The sequence below is a fragment of the Bacteroidota bacterium genome, assembly GCA_039714315.1.
In the GTDB taxonomy this organism is placed as follows: domain Bacteria; phylum Bacteroidota; class Bacteroidia; order Flavobacteriales; family JADGDT01; genus JADGDT01.
The window spans coordinates 1-18,152 of sequence record JBDLJM010000057.1 but is presented as its reverse complement, the minus strand read 5'-3'; the positions used below and the strand labels follow the sequence as shown (position 1 = coordinate 18,152).

Below are 18,152 nucleotides of genomic sequence, written 5' to 3'. Positions count from 1 at the left end.
CATATTGTTTTAGCTGCCCTTTCAGGGCGTATTCATATTTCGCACCTTCAACAAAAGGTGATACCTTTTGTTGAATTAATCTGCCACTTCGTGGCGATGGCAAATTGACTACTTACAATGAACAAAATATAATATTGTCAACTTTACCCCTTCATCCAATTGATTATTCATTAATGAGAAATAAATGCGCAGTAAACCATAGATTGAATCGGTCCAACCAAACGCTTTATATAATTTTCTCCCCAAAAATATGACTTGACCCTGAAATTAAGCTAACAATTTTTGTTGGTGCTCTGTACTAAGCTCGAAAAGTTGTACTTTTAAAGTCGCCAAGCAACGGCTTATTAAAACCCTTGGTGACAATAATGGTAATTGTATTCAATTAATGAGTAAGTAATGGTAAAAAAACGCAGTAGAAGTGACGAAAAAACATTCTTAGGAATAAAATCAAATCCATATGTATTTATTCCCTCATTAATTATTGTATTTACGTTAATTGCTATAACGCTGATTGTAGGAGAACCAATGTCAGATTGGTTTGCTATGATTCAAAAAACTATTTCAGACACCGTTGGATGGTTCTATATTCTCTTATTAAATCTTATATTGTTTTTTGCTTTATATCTGGGATATGGAAAATTCGACCATGTTAGAATAGGCGGGAAAAACGCTAAACCCGACTTTTCACTTAAAGCTTGGTTTGCAATGCTGTTTAGTGCCGGTATGGGAATTGGTTTATTATTTTGGAGTGTTGCAGAGCCTGTTTCACACTTTAACAATAACCCATTAATAACAGATGCTTCCTCTGCTGTTGAACGAGCAAAATCAGCAATGAGTTTAACATTTTTGCATTGGGGAATTCATGTTTGGGCTTTATATGCAGTTATTGCCTTAGCTTTGGCGTATTTTACTTTTAACAGAAACCTACCTTTAACTATACGTTCATTGTTTCAACCATTATTGGGTAAGGCAATATACGGAAAATGGGGAGATACAATTGATGTTATATCTGTAGTAGCTACCCTCTTCGGGCTTGCTACATCATTAGGTTTAGGTGTTCAACAGGTAAATGCCGGACTGGAATATTTATTTGGGGTTGAAAACAGCGTATTCGTTCAGATTATTCTAATTGTATTAATCACGGCTGCTGCTACTATGTCATTGGTGTTTGGTTTAGACAAAGGTATAAAGGTAGTTAGCGAATGGAATATGCGATTTGCTATATTACTGCTTGTTTTTATGCTTATTGTTGGACCTACTATATTTTTATTAAAGGCTTTTATTCAGAATATCGGACATTATACAACCGTGTTTTTTGAACAAAGCATGTGGACAGAGGCTTATCAAAGTGTGGTAAATAAAGAATCATGGCAAAGCTCTTGGACTATTTTTTATTGGGGATGGTGGATTTCGTGGTCGCCATTTGTTGGAATATTTATAGCACGTATTTCTAAAGGAAGAACATTCCGCGAATTTATTCTTGGAGTATTATTAGTTCCTACTTTACTTACTTTTTTGTGGATGACAGTATTTGGCGGAAGTGCAATTTATCAGGAATTAATAGGAAACCATGCAATTTCTGACGCAGTAAATAACAACATTTCAACATCGATATATTATTTATTGGAACAGTATCCGTTAGCATCAATATCATCAGGTTTGGCAATAATATTAGTGATTGGTTTCTTTATTACATCATCCGATTCCGGTTCTTTTGTTGTAGATACACTTACCTCGGGAGGTAGACACGACGCTCCGAAGGGACAAAAAATATTTTGGGCATCAATGGAAGGAGCAATAGCAGGTGTACTACTAATTGGTGGTGGCTTGGTGGCTTTGCAAACGGCATCACTGTTAATCGCTCTTCCTTTTGCAATACTAATATTATTAATCTGTTATAGCTTATACAAAGCTTTATCAGAAGACAGTAAAAAATTAAATTAAAAAATGGCTGAATTAATAATTCATACAGATAAAAGAATTATTTTTTTTTGAAGTATTAACAATCCATAAGAGATTTGAAACACCAGCCTAATAAATTAGGCTTCCTTTGACACCATAGTGCCAGCGAGCTAAAATCCTACTCTGATTTTCTATGGGTTTTAATCATTTAACATTTTTAATATTTTGATATGATTGATTCATTCGAATTCCATTATATCGTTAAGCAATAAAAGTTACATATATTTAGTTTTTTATCATTAAATTAGAGTTAACCTTTTCATCTATAACACGTTAATTCAAATCGAAATAACTATTAAATATAAACACAAATGAAAAGGTTAGTACTTTTATTAAGTAGTATAATGCTATTATCATTCCCTAACTACTTATCTGCCCAAGACAATTCCAAGTATAATGCTGAACAACAAGCCGTTCTCGACAAATTAAATCAATGGCATAACGAGGTTATGATAAACAAAAATCTGGATGTTTTTGAAGGTTATCATTCCAAAAATACTGCTTTGATAAGGTTATCCGGGACAAAAGTTGAAAATGTTGATTTGAAACAAATGAAAGCTTTTGTTTCAAATAATGAGGGGAACAAATATACTAAGATAAGTTATATTGGAGATCCATATGTATATGTTTCAAAAGAAGGAGATTATGCATGGATCTATTATACTGCAGAATATGAATATATCAATTCAAAGGATAACAGCACTCACAAATATACTTCAATCTTTTTGGACATGTTTTTGAAAGAAGACGGACAATGGGTAGCACATGCAGATTTAGAACAAGCATATGATGAGAGAAAAACTGTAGCAGTAGATAAAAAATTGCTTGACGAGTATACAGGTACATATTACATAGAAAAATACTCTGTTAAATTATTTGTTACAAACGACGGTCGGAATTTAATTTTTAAACCAGAGGAAGGAAATGAGATTACTGTATTAGCTCAGGCCGATGATTCTTTTTATATAGAAGGTAAGCCCGGTAATATTGTTTTCGGAAGAGACAAAAATGGAAAAGTAAGCCATTACTATGCTATAAGAGACAATACTTTCGTAATTGTAAAAAAAATTAATTAATAAAAACGATAAAATGCTTTAATGTGAATACTGTTCTCACATTAAAGCATTTTATCATTCAATCACTATATCATTAACTCATTAGAACATCAAATCAGTATCAACCTCCATATTAGAAATAAACTGAACTGATTTTTCTATATCAATATGCAATTCTCTGTCAATTTCTACAAAAGGAACTTCTGTTCGGTACATTTCCACAAACGACTTTAAGAATTCCGATGTATTATCAGGCTCTCTAAACTTCAAGGCCTGAGTAGCATTTAGAAGTTCTATAGCTAAAATACTTTCTACATTATCTATAACCTTAATTGCCTTTGTAGCGGCGTTTACTCCCTTAGATACTTGATCTTCCTGTCCGTTTGAGGATACAATTGAATCGACAGATGCCGGTGAACACAATTGTTTATTCTGCGAAACAATACTCCTTTAAAGTTATTACTACTTTTCCCTCCAAGAAATAAATGTTAATCCTAAATAAGTGAAAATAAAAAAAAACAAAGCTCATTTTTTGAGCTTTGTACATTATATATTTGTATAAACAAAAAGAAAATCCAACAAAATATGGGCTTTCATAAACTTAACATTAACTACTTAGCTATGAAAAAATTGAAAAATTTTAAAGTTAATAATAAAGCACCTGTCAGCCTTTATACATCAATTGATAATAAATACTATTTAAAACAAAATTACGTATATCTATAAAGGACATTTTTGAAAAGAAGTATCACAAAAACTTTATTTTATATCTTAGAAAAATGGCTTAAAATATATTAAGCTCAATACTACACATATCAAAATTATTATGAACAATAACCAATAAAACTAAAAAACGGTCAGTGAAAAATATTATAAAAAGAGACTAACCATCTCAAAACAGGTGAATTCCAAAGGGCACTTGAAAATCTATAATAGATTTTAAACAACAAACTGGAAAACTATTAATTGTGATAATAATTATCACCCAAATATTATTTACCATGAAAATTTTATTAAAAGTACTATTAATATCTATTCCATTTTTCATTATCTCATGTGTTAATGATGATAAAGTAGATATCTCTGAAACTTTAAGTCAATCAGAATTTATTAAAGAAAATGTAGCTGTCAATGATGCTAGATATAGAAGTGTTTCGAATCAATTTTATGTTAAAGAAATTGTCTTAATCAATTTTTCTAAAGATAAGAGTAAAAACCAAATGCCAGAAACTTTGACTTCTAATGGCACAAGTTTTTTTGATGATGGTTCTTATAATGATATAACTGCAAATGATGGCATTTATACATCTGCTGCTAAATTTTATCACGATGAAAGTAGACCTTTTGTTAAAGATGGAACTATTAATTCGGTAATGTTCGAAAGTTATATTATTGACACCTCATTCAAGCACTCTGATAAACTAAGCTCTTTAAACAGTAAAAAATCAATTGGTATTGAATGTGATATTGAATTTGGTACTTGTGGATGTAACGCAGATGATTGGGGTTGGTGCGATTGCTGTTGCTTTTCTTTAAGTAACTGTAAAGCATCACTTTCTATTCTTTAATTAATTTCTCCTGATGAATTTAACAATTCATCAGGTTTTTTCATTAATTATGACAATATATAAATATCCTATATTATTCTCTATCATTCTTATTCTATCTATTATTTTAATAGGGAAAATTCCATTTGAAACATACTTTGAGATAACTAATGATTCAAAAAAAATAATTTTGAATATTATTATTATTTTAAGCATTTTTCTATTAATATTTTCGAAATATATTCCTTCAAAATTATCATTTAGTTTAAACTATAAAAAATCAGCTTATTATTTTCCTCTTATCCTATATGTGTATATTTTTTCCGGAGGGTTTAAAGATTTCTTTAAAATGGATTTTAATGAAATTTCAAATATCAAAATCTATACTTATTCTTTAAAAATACTATTATCTGCATTTTTCGAAGAACTATTATTTAGAGGTTTGATTTTAGGTATAATTCTTTATAAATATATAAATTCAAATTATGGAATAGTTAAAAGTGTCTTTATAACAAGTCTAATTTTTGGATTTACACATATCATTAATATATGGTCATCTGAAATGACAACACAAGGTGTGTATAATCAAATATACGCTACTTTTTCTTTAGGGTTTCTATTTGCAGCTGTATACCTTAAAACTAAAAATATATATATACTCATTATTATACATTCTGCAATAAACTTTTTTTCTTCAATTGAAAATTTAAATGGAATCACAGAAGTATCTAATACTATTGTTAATATCGATAAAACCTGGATTGAATTAATTATTTCTGAAATAATTAGATTAATAATTTTTGGTATCCCTTTACTTATTGGTTTATTTATATTAAAAAGCATTTCTAAACAAGAAATCTATTCATTATTTAAATATACAGTACATAATCGAGTAGACGTCTCCGAGTAGTTTAGTCTAAAATACAAGAATCGAAGTCAAAGGGACGGTCACAGAAATCAAGCGAGACTTCATTGAATAGTAAATCATTACTACACTATAAGAGACAATACTTTCGAAATTGTAAAAAGACTAATTAATAAAAACGATAATACCATTTACGTTTTAAATTTACTGTAAAATAAAGTAGAAAATTTTCACCTTAGTTGAGAAAGAAAATTTCAGCATCTTGGCTCAGCCTAGACGGTTAAATTTTATTTTGAAGAGTAAGGTGAAAACATTCGTTTTATTGCAGTAGGTTTAATGTGTAGATGGTATAAAATGCTTTAATGTGAATACTGTTCTCACATTAAAGCATTTTATCATTCAATCACTATATCATTAACTCATTAGAACATCAAATCAGTATCAACCTCCATATTAGAAATAAACTGAACTGATTTTTCTATATCAATATGCAATTCTCTGTCAATTTCTACAAAAGGAACTTCTGTTCGGTACATTTCCACAAACGACTTTAAGAATTCCGATGTGTTATCAGGCTCTCTAAATTTCAAGGCCTGAGTAGCATTTAGAAGTTCTATAGCCAGAATACGTTCAACATTATCAAGTACTTTAATAGCCTTTGTAGCAGCATTTGCTCCCATAGATACGTGATCTTCCTGTCCGTTTGAGGAAACAATCGAATCGACAGATGCCGGCGAACAAAGTTGCTTATTTTGTGAAGCAATACTTGCTGCTGTATACTGAGGTATCATAAATCCTGAATTCAATCCCGGATCAGCAACTAAGAATGGAGGAAGTTTTCTCAATCCACTAACAAGCTGATAAGTTCTGCGCTCCGAAATATTACCAAGTTCACTTAATGCGATAGCCAAAAAGTCTAATGCTAAAGCCAATGGTTGTCCGTGGAAATTTCCTCCGGAAATAATTTTATCGGAATCAACAAAGATATTTGGATTGTCGGTTACAGAGTTTATCTCTGTTATAAAAGTTCTTTTCACATAATCCAGAGCATCTTTACTCGCTCCATGGACCTGTGGCATACATCGGAAAGAATACGGGTCCTGAACATGAACCTTAGGACGTTGAATTAATTCACTGCCTTCGAGCATCTCTTTAATCCTTGATGCTGTTTTAATTTGTCCGTTATGAGGTCGAACCATGTGAACAAGTTCATCAAAAGGTTCTATTCTACCATCGAAACCTTCAAGAGATATAGAACCGATTAAATCGGCCAGATAAGACAACTTATATGCTTTTAATATTGCATAAGCCCCATGAGCGCTCATAAACTGAGTACCGTTCAACAAGGCCAACCCTTCTTTTGAAGCTAATTCAACCTTATTCCATCCTTTGCGTTTTAACAGTTCCTCTCCTGAAATTCTTTCACCATTCCAGTCTACTTTTCCTTTACCGATAAGAGGTAAAGACATATGGGCCAAAGGTGATAAATCGCCCGAGGCACCAAGAGATCCCTGTTCATAAACCACAGGAACAATATCATCGTTATAAAATTCTATTAAACGGTTTACCGTTTCAAGCTGAACTCCGGAATGTCCGTAACTCAATGACTGGATCTTTAGAAGAATCATCAGTTTAACTATCTCATGAGAAACTTCCTCTCCTGTACCGCAGGCATGCGACATTACAAGGTTTTCCTGAAGTTGAGTTAATTGCTCACTCTGGATTTTTACATTATATAAAGAACCGAACCCGGTATTAATTCCGTAAATAGCATCTTTATGAGTTTTCATCTTCTCATCAAGATATGTCCGGCACTTTTCTATTGCTGATACAGCCTCATCGGAAAGCACCAGCTTTTTATCTTCGTTAACAATTTGGTATAAAGCCTCAAAACTTAGAGTTCTAGTACTAATTGTGTGTATATTTTGCATTGCTGTCTATTTAACTTTAGTAACAAAAGTATATATTTTATATGTACAATAAAACATAAGTTGATAAGATATTTTACACTGATTTAGTTATACAATGAAAGCTAAAACAATGCATATTTAAAAATCAGAAATAATAGTTTGGTTTTACCTAAAAAAGCGCAAATTAACTGCATTGAACTATAAACGAAAGCATAGGATGCACTCGCTTATATAATAAAAATATACGGCATGGGATAAGGTATTTCATCGCCCGCTCACATACACAACAAAGGTATTACAATTTGCGTTAGGGATAGAGCGGATTACCCCACAGCTTATTCCTTAACGGAGTAAAGGAATAAGCGAGGAGTATGAGCGAAAGCCCGACCCGAAGGGTAACGCCAAAAAAAAAGCAACCCAAAACGGATTGCTTTTATATTTATTGAATATGCTCTATTCTTACTTTATCAATTCGAAAGACTGCTTAGCAATTTCCAATTCCTCGTTAGTTGGGATAATCAGAATCTTAGCTTTTGAATCATCTGTGTTAATTTCACGGATTTTAGAGTTACGAACTTTGTTTTTGTCTTCATCAAGTTTAAGTCCGAAGTACTCCATGTTTTCACTAACCATTTTACGTACCGATGTATCGTTTTCTCCAACACCTGCAGTAAATACGATAGCATCCAGTCCGTTCATTGCAGCAGCATAGTTACCTATGTATTGCTTGATACGGTAAGTATACATATCGTAAGCCAGTTGAGCTACAACATCACCTGCATTCAAACGATCTTCGATATCACGCATATCAGTATCTCCCGTAAGACCTTCCATACCCGATTCTTTGTTCAATAATCTTGATACGTCCTCGATAGAATATCCTTTTTGCTCAACCAGGTAGAATATGATTGACGGATCAATATCTCCTGAACGCGTACCCATAATAAGTCCGCTAAGTGGTCCTAATCCCATTGTAGTATCGATACAAACACCACCAGTAACAGCTGCCATTGAAGCTCCGTTACCAACGTGAATTGTAACTATTTTAGCATCTTTTTTTCCTAAATACTCACCTGCTTTTTCAGAAACATATTTGTGAGATGTTCCGTGGAAACCATATTTACGAATTCCCATATTTTTGTACATGCTTGTAGGTATAGCATAACGGTAAGCTACAGCCGGCATAGTTTGGTGGAATGCAGTATCGAAAACTGCAATTTGAGCAGCATTTGGAAATACCTTCTCAGCTACTTCGATACCTGTAAGGTTAGCAGGGTTATGAAGTGGTGCCAATGGAAACAATTCCTTAACTTTTGCTTTAACCTCTTCATTAATAACTACAGTTTTAGTGAAAGTCTCACCTCCGTGAACTACACGGTGACCTACAGCCTGGATTTCTGAAGGATCTTTAACAACTCCTACTTTCGCATCAGTAAGAAGCTCAGCTACACGCTCTAGACCTACTGTGTGATTTGGAATTGGAAAAGTTTCTTTTATTTTGTTTTCACCATCCACAAAAGTTTTGTGAGTGATAACTCCCTCTGCTAAACCAATTCTTTCTACTACACCACTTGATAATGGCTGCTCTGTTGTCATATCAATCAATTGATATTTGATAGAAGAGCTACCCGCATTAATAACTAAAATATTCATTATATAACTATTTTTTCCGTATTGTAACAATTACTATTTATTATATAAATTACTGATCCTGAGCCTGAATTGCCGTAATTACAACAGTGTTGAAAATATCATCAACAGTACAACCCCTACTCAAATCGTTTACAGGCTTATTAAGTCCTTGTAACATCGGGCCTATAGCAATTGCACCGGTTTCACGCTGAACGGCTTTATAAGTATTGTTTCCTGTATTCAAATCGGGGAACACCAAAACATTAGCCTGTCCCGCTACTTCAGAATCCGGCATTTTACTTTTCCCTACCGATGGATCTACAGCAGCATCGTATTGTATTGGTCCTTCAATTTTCAAATCGGGACGTAAACTAATGGCTTTTTCTGTTGCATTTCGTACTTTATCTACCTCTTCACCACTACCTGATGCCCCGGAAGAATAAGACATTAATGCTATTTTTGGATCTATACCGAATGCCTTTGCAGATTCAGCAGAAGATATTGCTATTTCTGCCAGCTGATCAGAATTAGGACTTACATTAACTGCACAATCTCCAAATACAGAAACATGATCATCTAAACACATAAAGAATACAGATGATACTGTAGATACTCCCGGTTTAGTTTTAATAAACTGGAATGATGGAATAATTGTATGTGCAGTTGTATGAATAGCTCCCGATACCATACCATCAGCATGACCTTTATGCACCATCATAGTTCCAAAATAAGACACATCAAGCATTGTATCCTTTGCTTTTGTTTCAGATACGTTTTTATGTTTTCTTATTTCGTAATAAGTTTTCCAATAGTCTTCGTAATACTCTGAACTAATCGGATCTATTATTTTGATTTTTTCTTCGTCAAACTTTAATCCTAAGGCATTAGCTTTTAAAAGAATATTTTCTCTTTTTCCTAAAAGAGTGATATCAACCACCTCCTGATTAACAAGATTTATAGCAGCTTCCAGTACTCTCTTATCACTACCTTCGGGTAATACTATATGTTTTCTATGCGATTTTGCTTTTGATACTAAATTGTATTGGAACATACGCGGAGTCATAACATCTGACTCAAATTTACGAAACTTATCCTCCAGTAAATTTGTATCAACATATTTTTCGAAAGTATTGATACTAAGCTCAATTTTTCGGGTATCTTCCGGTCTGATTTTAGCCTTCACATTTCCTACCATATTAGCAGTCATAAATGTTGCATCTTCAACCGAAATAATGGGTACCACACCTGATAAACCATCGATAAGTTTCAATACCGGTTCTTCCGGAATTAAGCCTCCTGTAAGAATTATTCCCGAAATACTAGGGTAATTAGCAGATGCGTTGGCCTGCAATGCGCCAATAATAATATCAGCTCTGTCTCCGGGAGTAATCATCAAACAGTTTTCACCCATACGTTCAAGGTAATTCCTCAACTGCATAGCTCCAACATGAAAAAGTTCAGCCTGCTTGTCCATTAAAGATTCTCCAAACAATACCTTACCCCCTATTTCATCGTTAATTTCCTTTATAGTAGGACTTCCAAGTTTTTTACTTTCCGGAATTATTCCAACAACAGTTTCATTGGTATTGATCTTATCTAATTCTTCTGTTACCTGATCGTAAATATTCTCTTTTACTTTATTTACAAATACAGCCTGAATTTTTACGTCTTCGTCGGCATATTCCTGTACAGCCAACTCCATGGCGGCTGTAATCTCTTTAACACTTTTTCCTTGTGCAGAACCAACCAGAATTGTTGGTATAGAAAGGTTCTTCGCTATTTCAACGTTCAAATCGAATTCTATTGAAATACCTTTTCCCTGAAAATCAGAGCCCTCAACCAATACAACATCGAATTTATCTTCGACTTTCTTGTACTTTTCAATAATCTTATCAATTAGCTGGGCTTCCTTTCCGGCATTCTTAAGATCGATAACTTCTGACATCGTAAAACCAAATGCATCATCGTATTCTATCCCCAGATCAAAATACGATAACATTGTTTCGATGTGATTATCTTTCTCTCCTTTCGGAAAATCACTAATTATTGGTCTGAAATAACCAACTTTACTTGTCTTTGCAAGTAACATCTTCATAACACCAAGTGCCACAACCGATTTTCCGGTCCATGCCTCAGTATTCGCAATGTAAATCCCTTTTTTCATTATAAAAAAACTTATAAGTAAAGAACTCTAACCCGTAAATAATTAAGTAATTGTGCTTTGTACACCAATCCTTGTTACAGCGCGCAAAATTAAGAAAGAATATCGGGTTGATTATTATAAATACCACTAATAATTGCTAAATATGAAAAAAATCATATAGCAACTTATTATTAGCTTAACAACTATTGAAAGAGAATCATATTTTGGTAATAAATCACAATTTACGAAATTATGCCGACATTGATCTTTGTATAAATACAAAATAATAGAAATAGAAAATATTTAAACTTCTATATGAATAAACAATAAATACTAAATTTGCTGCGAAAATTTTGACTAATGAAAAAGATATCATCTAAAATACTTAAAGATTTAGAATTCGATCAGATCAATGCTTACATAGCAACTCTATGTAGTTCTAATCTTGGAAAAAAAGCAGCTTTAAAAATTCAACCTTTTAGAGATGCAGGGGAGCTTAAAACTGAATTAACCCAAACCGATGAATATCTTTCGTCTCATTACAACGAAAACAGAATTCCAAATCACGATTTCGAAGACATAAGTAATGATATCAAATTACTGGCAATAGAAAATACTTTTCTTGAGGAAAAATCATACCTGTATCTGGCTTCTATCTCTGAAACAGTTAACGAGCAGATAAAATTCTTTGAGAAGTTTGAAGAGTACTATCCTAAGCTGAAACTAAAAACAGAAAATGTCTATTTTACAAAAGACATAACAGAGGCTGTTTATACAGTTTTCAACAGATTTGGAGAGCTTAAAGACAATGCAACAACTACATTAAGATCTATTCGAAAGGAAATAGCAGAAGTTAGAAAAGGAATTGATCAAAACTTTCAAAAGGCACTTTCGCGATACTCACAGGCGGGTTATTTAGATGATATCAGAGAATCTGTTATAGATAATAAAAGGGTGCTTGCTGTTGCTGCTTCATATAGAAAGAAAGTAAACGGTAATATGCTTGGATCTTCCAGAACCGGAAGTATCGTTTTCATGGAGCCCGACAGTGTACTAAAACTTACCCGGGAGCTATCATCTTTAGAATATGAGGAACGTCAGGAAATAGTAAGAATTCTTAAGCTTCTCACAGACCTGCTCAGGCCACACAAAGAATTATTTGAAAACTATTTAATCTTGTTGACCGATCTGGATGTAATCAGGGCAAAAGCTAAATATGCTCAGGAAATTAACGCATGCCTGCCAAAAATAAATGACGATAACAGCATGGAGCTGATCGATGCTTATCATCCTATCTTATATAAAAATAATTTGGCTGAAAAAGCAGAAACGGTTCCCCAAAGTATACAGCTGGAGCCCGATCAAAGAATAATTGTTATTTCAGGTCCAAACGCAGGAGGAAAAAGTATTACTCTAAAAACTCTCGGACTGATACAGGTGATGCTGCAAAGTGGAATACTGGTACCTGTGCACGAACGTTCTTCAATGTGTTTTTTCGATAAGATATTAACGGATATCGGGGATAATCAATCAATAGAAAACCACTTGAGTACATATTCCTATCGATTAAAAAACATGAACTATTTCCTGAAAAATGTAGATAAAAATACACTTTTCTTAATTGATGAATTTGGTACAGGATCCGATCCTGAATTGGGTGGCGCTCTGGCGGAAGTATTTCTTGAAGAATTTTATGATAATGGTGCTTATGGGGTTATAACAACTCACTACACAAATATTAAAGTAAAAGTTGAAGAGTTGGACGAAGCGATAAATGCCAATATGCTTTTTAATGAAAAAACTCTTGAACCTCTGTATAAACTGATAGTAGGACAAGCCGGAAGTTCTTTTACTTTCGAAGTTGCACAAAAAAATGGTATTCCTTTCAGGTTAATAAACAGAGCTAAGAAAAAGGTAAGACAGGAAAACGTAAGGCTCGATAAAACAATAGCTAAATTACAAAAGGAACGTTCGAAACTAGAAGTTACTACCACCGAACTTGCTTCAAAGGAGATGAAAGCTTCCGAACAAAAGAAGAAATACGAAAGTATAAGCGAAAAAATATCTCAAAAACTTGAAGATTATCAAATACAGTTCGACTCTCAGGCAAAAACCATAACTCTTGGTAAAAAGCTGCAGCTTATTGCCGAAGATTATTTTAGAAAACCAAACAAGAAAAAGCTTTTCACTGAAACATTGAAAGTGGTTGAAATGGAAAATTCAAAAAAACGGGAAAAGCAAAAAGAAAATAAAGTCACAAAGAAAAAGGCTACCACAGAAAAGAAAAAACAGGAGAAAGTGGCTGCAGAAATGGAACAAAAAGTTGTTGTAATTAGAGAAAAGAAGAAAGAAAAATTAAAAGAGGAAGCCAAAAAACCACCAAAACCCCAATACACTCTGAAAGTTGGCGATACCGCCCGATTAATAGGTGGAATGGCTTATGGAACAATCGAAAAAATAGAAAAGAAAAAAGCCTTTTTAAACTACGGCTCCTTCACTACCACGGTTTCAATCGACGAATTGGAGCTTGTGAACGCTGCTAAAAAATAGCCTATACCATCTATGCAATTGAAACTACTGAAATAGAACGAACCTTTTTATATTACTCTATTTTACAGTAAATTCAAATGGCAAATGATGTTATTGTAAAAATACGTACATCCATGGCTTTTTTTGCCACAAATCTGTTTACCTACAAGGCAGGTACACAGATATTTTTGCTTGTAAGCCTATTTTCCGGTGCTTGCAACAATGGTGGAAGTTGTAATAGAAACAATAATTGCTGCCATCAACAAATCGTGAATTTCCTTAATAGTACTATTTATTAAACTGCTGTCTTTTGAGTTTTCGATAATAGATTTCACTTTTAACTTGTGAAGATTATATGTTACTTTACCAAACACTTCTATGTTCAAATCACAGGCGTCAATTAAGCTTAATAACATCAAATCATTTACTTGAGGTTCCCGGTTTCGTTCTACAATATCCGATAAGCGTTTTCTCAAACTGTTTTCTGGCTTTTGATTTAAGGCAGGATATCGTTTTACTGTGAAAATCCATAAAACCTTCTTTTCCTTTTTGGTCAAAATTCCCTTAATAATCAGACTGTCTATTGTTTCTTTTATTACAGAATTAGCTCTGTCGCCAATGTAATTAATCCAGTATTCAAGGCTTCTATCTTTTTTTGAATTTAGGATTTTATCAAAATAAACATCAACTACTTTATCTCCGCATGCTTTTCTGTTTTTTATGACAACCTTTTTATCCCGAACTTCAATCTTTTCGCTCAAAGATAATTCAAGAATAACAGATCCTGCAATTCCGTAATTAAAAGCTAATGATTTGGATGAAAACGCACCTTTTTCATCGTCTAAGGCGAGCAGAACTAGTTCTTCTATTAGGTTTAAAGATTTATCGGTCATAGAAATTAATTATTAAGTTTCAACTTTGCTACCCATGACAACCTTTTTTTTACCGCCAAGTTTCGCAAAGTTATGCGCTAAGTATTTTTGCGTTACGTTGCGCATACCTTTATTCACGAGAGTCTATAGTGGGTGTTCATGATTGCTTCCGTCGGCTAAGCCGAGGCACTGCACAATTGCGTTACGTTGCGGTTATTTTTTTGTCATCAACTCACCTGTTCGTCCGGTCAGACGGGTTAGAGTTTTTGAGAAAAGCCTGGGTCTCAAAATGACGTGATTTATCAATTTCGACACAGTCTGTCAGCAACATTCAATCATTATATCATTACTTAATATACTCCCAATAATCGGATAACACCTTTTCATTTTCAACTTTTGAAGTATTCACTTCCAAAATGCATGCTCCTTTTTCAGAGATTAATTTATTCAGGGCACTTTCAAAGTTCTCCTGATTATCTGCTCTAAGGTACTTCAACCCATAGGTTTCTGCTAAGCCCTTTGCCTTAAGATTGTGTTTTGTTTGAAAAAACTTTTCCAATGCAGAACTGGAAGAAGGCCCCGGAATTATTTTAAAAATACTTCCTCCCCCATTATTTATTAAAATAATCTTGAAGTTCTTGGGGATATAATTATTCCACAAAGCATTACTGTCGTAAAAAAAGCTGATATCCCCTGTAACCAATACAACCGGTTTTTCCGCATACAGCGAAGCACCTATAGCTGTTGATGTTGCTCCGTCAACACCGCTAGTTCCTCTGTTACAGAACATATCCCAGCTCCCGGGTTTATCAAATAGCTGAAAATATCTGATAACCGAGCTATTTGAAGAATGTAACTGTATATCCTGTGGTAATTTTTTTATCAAAGTGTCATAAATTTTCAAATCCGAAAATTCAGTTTTTGAAATAAAATCTTTATGCGATTCTTTCCTTAAGTTTCGTATAGCAAGAAATTTGTCTCTGTAATCGCTTTTCTTATTTTGTTTCAAAAAGAAAAACTGAGAGAAAAACATATCCGGATCTACTCTAAATACAGAGGAAAGGTTTTGATAAGTATCGGGGGTTTTCAAATCATCGCCTATATGCCAATGATACATGTTACAATTCCTCAAAAATGCCTTTATTTTTTTTGAGACAATCAAGCCCCCAAGAGTAATAAGAATCTGGGGTTTCAAATCCTCCTCTTCATCCTTACTCAGGTTATTTATCAACTGATCGATATTTGAAATAAAATTATCGCCATGCATATTCGAAGTTGTTTCGGTTAACACCAAAACAGAAGGATCTTTTGCAATATGATTTAGTTGAATGCTGACTTGTTCGTTTGGTGTATGATTACCCACCAAAACCATTTTTCTTGAAGAAGAATTCCATATTTCTGCATATCTCTCCAGCTCTTCTACTTCGAGCTGTGGACGTGCTTTTGGTAACTTAATATTTTTGGGATTAACCCCTTTTTCAGAAACAGTTTCATAAAGAGGTTCCGAAAATGGAATATTTATATGAACCGGTCCCCTTTTCTCTATTGAGATATTAACAGCTTCATTAATCAACCTTTCATTAAACCATATTGAAGTTTTATCCTCACCTTCTTTCAGTGTTACACTTTCCAAAATATGGTTAGCTAAAGCATTTTCCTGGCGAATTGTTTGTCCGTCTGCCTGATCAATCCACTCCTTTGGTCTGTCGGCAGAAACTACAATCAAAGGTATTTTTGAATAATATGCTTCAGCAACAGCAGGTGCATAATTCAACAATGCCGATCCTGAAGTACTTACAACTACAGAAGGCTTATTGCTTTGTTGCGAAATACCCATAGCAAAAAATGCAGCACTCCTCTCATCAACAATACTATAAGAGTTAAAAAATGAATTTTCTGTAAAGCCAATAGTCAAAGGAGCATTTCGCGATCCCGGTGAAATAATAATATCTTTTACTTCCTTTTGCTGAAGAAGATCTATCAGGCTTTGTGCTGATTTTATTTTGGGGTATTTCATTAATTGCTAGTTATCTGTTAGTTATTGGCTTGTCCCTTCGACACCGCTCAGGGCATACTTTTATCTTTCGTCTTTTATCTCTTATCTTTTCTCTTTCCTCTTTTCTCTTTCATCTTTTCTCTTTCATCTTTTCTCTTTAGCTCGCTGGCACTCCGTTCTTCAACGGTTCATCGGCTAAGCCGAGACACGGTGCTCGCTGAACCTCCTTCGTCGGTTTCCTCTTTTATCTTTCCTCTTTTATCTTTTATCTTTTACCTCACGACAAATGATTCAATACTATATCCTTAAGAGTATTAGACTTATTTACCGTTTCTTCCCATTCACTTTCGGCCAGACTATCTTCGGTTATTCCTCCCCCTACAAAAAACTTAACTCCATCTCTAACTACCTGTAAACAGCGTAAATTAACATATAGCTCAGTGTGATTGTCTATATTCAGTTCTCCTAAAAAACCGGTATAGAAATCTCTTCTGTGCCCTTCATTATCTTTAATAAACTGTTTAGCTTTTTTTAGAGGAACACCACCAACAGCAGGAGTCGGATGTAAACTTCCAATCAGGTAATTAAAATTGGTCGATTCTGACATTTCTCCGGTAATATCGGTTTTCAGGTGCTCTACTTTTCCGGCATGGATAGTTTCCGGTCCGAATTCTCTAATAGAGGTCATAAGGTTCTTTTCGAAAACCTCAACGATATAATCAGAAACTATTTTTTGTTCCTGCAGTTCTTTACTACCCCACTCTATTACACTATCTTCAGCATTATTGTATTTTCTGGTTCCTGCTATGGCTGTAGAGTGTATATAATTATCATCTTTTTCAATAAGAAGTTCGGGTGTAGCACCAATCCACATCCCTACCATCGGATGAAACCAGATATAAACAAATGCATCATCATAGGTATTCACCAGGTCTCTATAAATAGCAGAAAAATTTACTTTACCGGCCTTCCACAACTCTGCTCTGGTTAAAACGACCTTATCAATTTCTCCCTTTTTCAAAGAATCAATGGCCTTATTAACCACATTTATATGTTTTTGTTTGTCTGCTTCTGTATCCGGAGCCACTACACTATCATTAAAAAGGCCCTGCACATTCATCCCTTTATAAGCTGTGCTAATATCCAAATCATCCATCTCAAAGGTTAACCTTGCATCACTTTTAAGTAGTATCTTTTCTTCCTCGCCTTCATATGGAGAAAAAACAAAACCCTGATCTTTTTCAAAGTCCTGTACAAACCAAATATTTACATCCTTTTGAATAAATCCATAAACATCTTCCTCTTCCGGCTTTTTATACAGTACAAATGGAAGTTTACTTTCCAAAATCTTTCCAAAAACCTCCTTATATTTTAATACCTGACTCATTTTTTACTTGTTACTTGTTACTGGTTACTTGTTACTGGTTACTTGTTACTGGTTACTTGTTACTGGTTACTTGTTACTGGTTACTGGTTACTTGTTACTGGTTACTTGTTACTGGTTACTTGTTACTGGTTACTGGTTACTGGTTACTGGTTACTGGTTACTATGCTTGTCGAAGGACTGGTTACAATCTATGAACTATCACCTCTTTTTTCTTTTATCTTTCCTCTTTTATCTTTCTTCTTTTATCTTTTATC

11 protein-coding genes and 1 pseudogene are annotated in these 18,152 nt (G+C 33.7%); 5 read left to right on the top strand and 7 right to left on the bottom strand.

Features of this window, described 5'->3' with window-relative positions; genetic code table 11:
- Positions 1-396 precede the first annotated feature (396 nt).
- Positions 397-1,944: a BCCT family transporter gene (locus ABFR62_07485; GenBank protein ID MEN8138257.1), complete on the top strand. Its 1,548-nt coding sequence runs from the start codon at positions 397-399 to the stop codon at positions 1,942-1,944.
- Positions 1,945-2,273: 329 nt separating this feature from the next.
- Positions 2,274-3,038, top strand: a complete 765-nt coding sequence (locus ABFR62_07480) for a hypothetical protein (protein ID MEN8138256.1) — start codon at positions 2,274-2,276, stop codon at positions 3,036-3,038.
- 81 nt (positions 3,039-3,119) lie between these two features.
- On the opposite strand, the pseudogene ABFR62_07475 reads toward ABFR62_07480, so the two are convergent.
- A pseudogene (locus tag ABFR62_07475) lies at positions 3,120-3,464 on the bottom strand (aromatic amino acid lyase).
- A 554-nt stretch (positions 3,465-4,018) separates the two neighbouring features.
- Between ABFR62_07475 and ABFR62_07470 the strand changes: the two are divergent.
- Entirely contained in the window at positions 4,019-4,585 is a 567-nt protein-coding gene (locus tag ABFR62_07470) for a hypothetical protein (GenBank protein ID MEN8138255.1), read from the top strand.
- 13 nt (positions 4,586-4,598) lie between these two features.
- Positions 4,599-5,474 carry a CPBP family intramembrane glutamic endopeptidase gene (locus ABFR62_07465; protein ID MEN8138254.1) on the top strand — a complete coding sequence of 292 codons (876 nt, stop codon included), beginning with the start codon at positions 4,599-4,601 and terminating at the stop codon, positions 5,472-5,474.
- 377 nt (positions 5,475-5,851) lie between these two features.
- Here ABFR62_07465 and hutH read toward each other — a convergent pair whose 3' ends face one another.
- The 3 genes from hutH to pta all read right to left on the bottom strand — a co-directional run bounded on the left by hutH (position 5,852) and on the right by pta (position 11,135).
- Positions 5,852-7,360: a histidine ammonia-lyase gene (gene hutH, locus ABFR62_07460; protein MEN8138253.1), complete on the bottom strand. Its 1,509-nt coding sequence runs from the start codon at positions 7,358-7,360 to the stop codon at positions 5,852-5,854.
- Positions 7,361-7,798: 438 nt separating this feature from the next.
- Complete coding sequence (locus ABFR62_07455; protein MEN8138252.1) at positions 7,799-8,992, bottom strand: acetate kinase; 1,194 nt, start codon at positions 8,990-8,992, stop codon at positions 7,799-7,801.
- A 49-nt stretch (positions 8,993-9,041) separates the two neighbouring features.
- Positions 9,042-11,135 (bottom strand): phosphate acetyltransferase, encoded by a 2,094-nt coding sequence (gene pta, locus ABFR62_07450; protein ID MEN8138251.1) that lies wholly within the window; start codon positions 11,133-11,135, stop codon positions 9,042-9,044.
- Between the two features lie 339 nt (positions 11,136-11,474).
- Between pta and ABFR62_07445 the strand changes: the two genes are divergently transcribed.
- A complete protein-coding gene (locus tag ABFR62_07445) occupies positions 11,475-13,664 on the top strand; it encodes a DNA mismatch repair protein MutS (GenBank protein MEN8138250.1) in 2,190 nt (729 codons plus the stop codon).
- A 179-nt stretch (positions 13,665-13,843) separates the two neighbouring features.
- On the opposite strand, the gene ABFR62_07440 is transcribed toward ABFR62_07445, so the two are convergent.
- The 3 genes from ABFR62_07440 to ABFR62_07430 all read right to left on the bottom strand — a co-directional run bounded on the left by ABFR62_07440 (position 13,844) and on the right by ABFR62_07430 (position 17,898).
- Positions 13,844-14,536 carry a GPP34 family phosphoprotein gene (locus ABFR62_07440; protein ID MEN8138249.1) on the bottom strand — a complete coding sequence of 231 codons (693 nt, stop codon included), beginning with the start codon at positions 14,534-14,536 and terminating at the stop codon, positions 13,844-13,846.
- Between the two features lie 325 nt (positions 14,537-14,861).
- On the bottom strand, positions 14,862-16,532 hold the full coding sequence (gene menD, locus ABFR62_07435; protein MEN8138248.1) for a 2-succinyl-5-enolpyruvyl-6-hydroxy-3-cyclohexene-1-carboxylic-acid synthase: 1,671 nt from the start codon (positions 16,530-16,532) through the stop codon (positions 14,862-14,864).
- Between the two features lie 256 nt (positions 16,533-16,788).
- The gene (locus ABFR62_07430; protein ID MEN8138247.1) at positions 16,789-17,898 is read right to left on the bottom strand and encodes a chorismate-binding protein; all 1,110 of its coding nucleotides are present in this window, start codon (positions 17,896-17,898) and stop codon (positions 16,789-16,791) included.
- Positions 17,899-18,152: the final 254 nt, after the last annotated feature.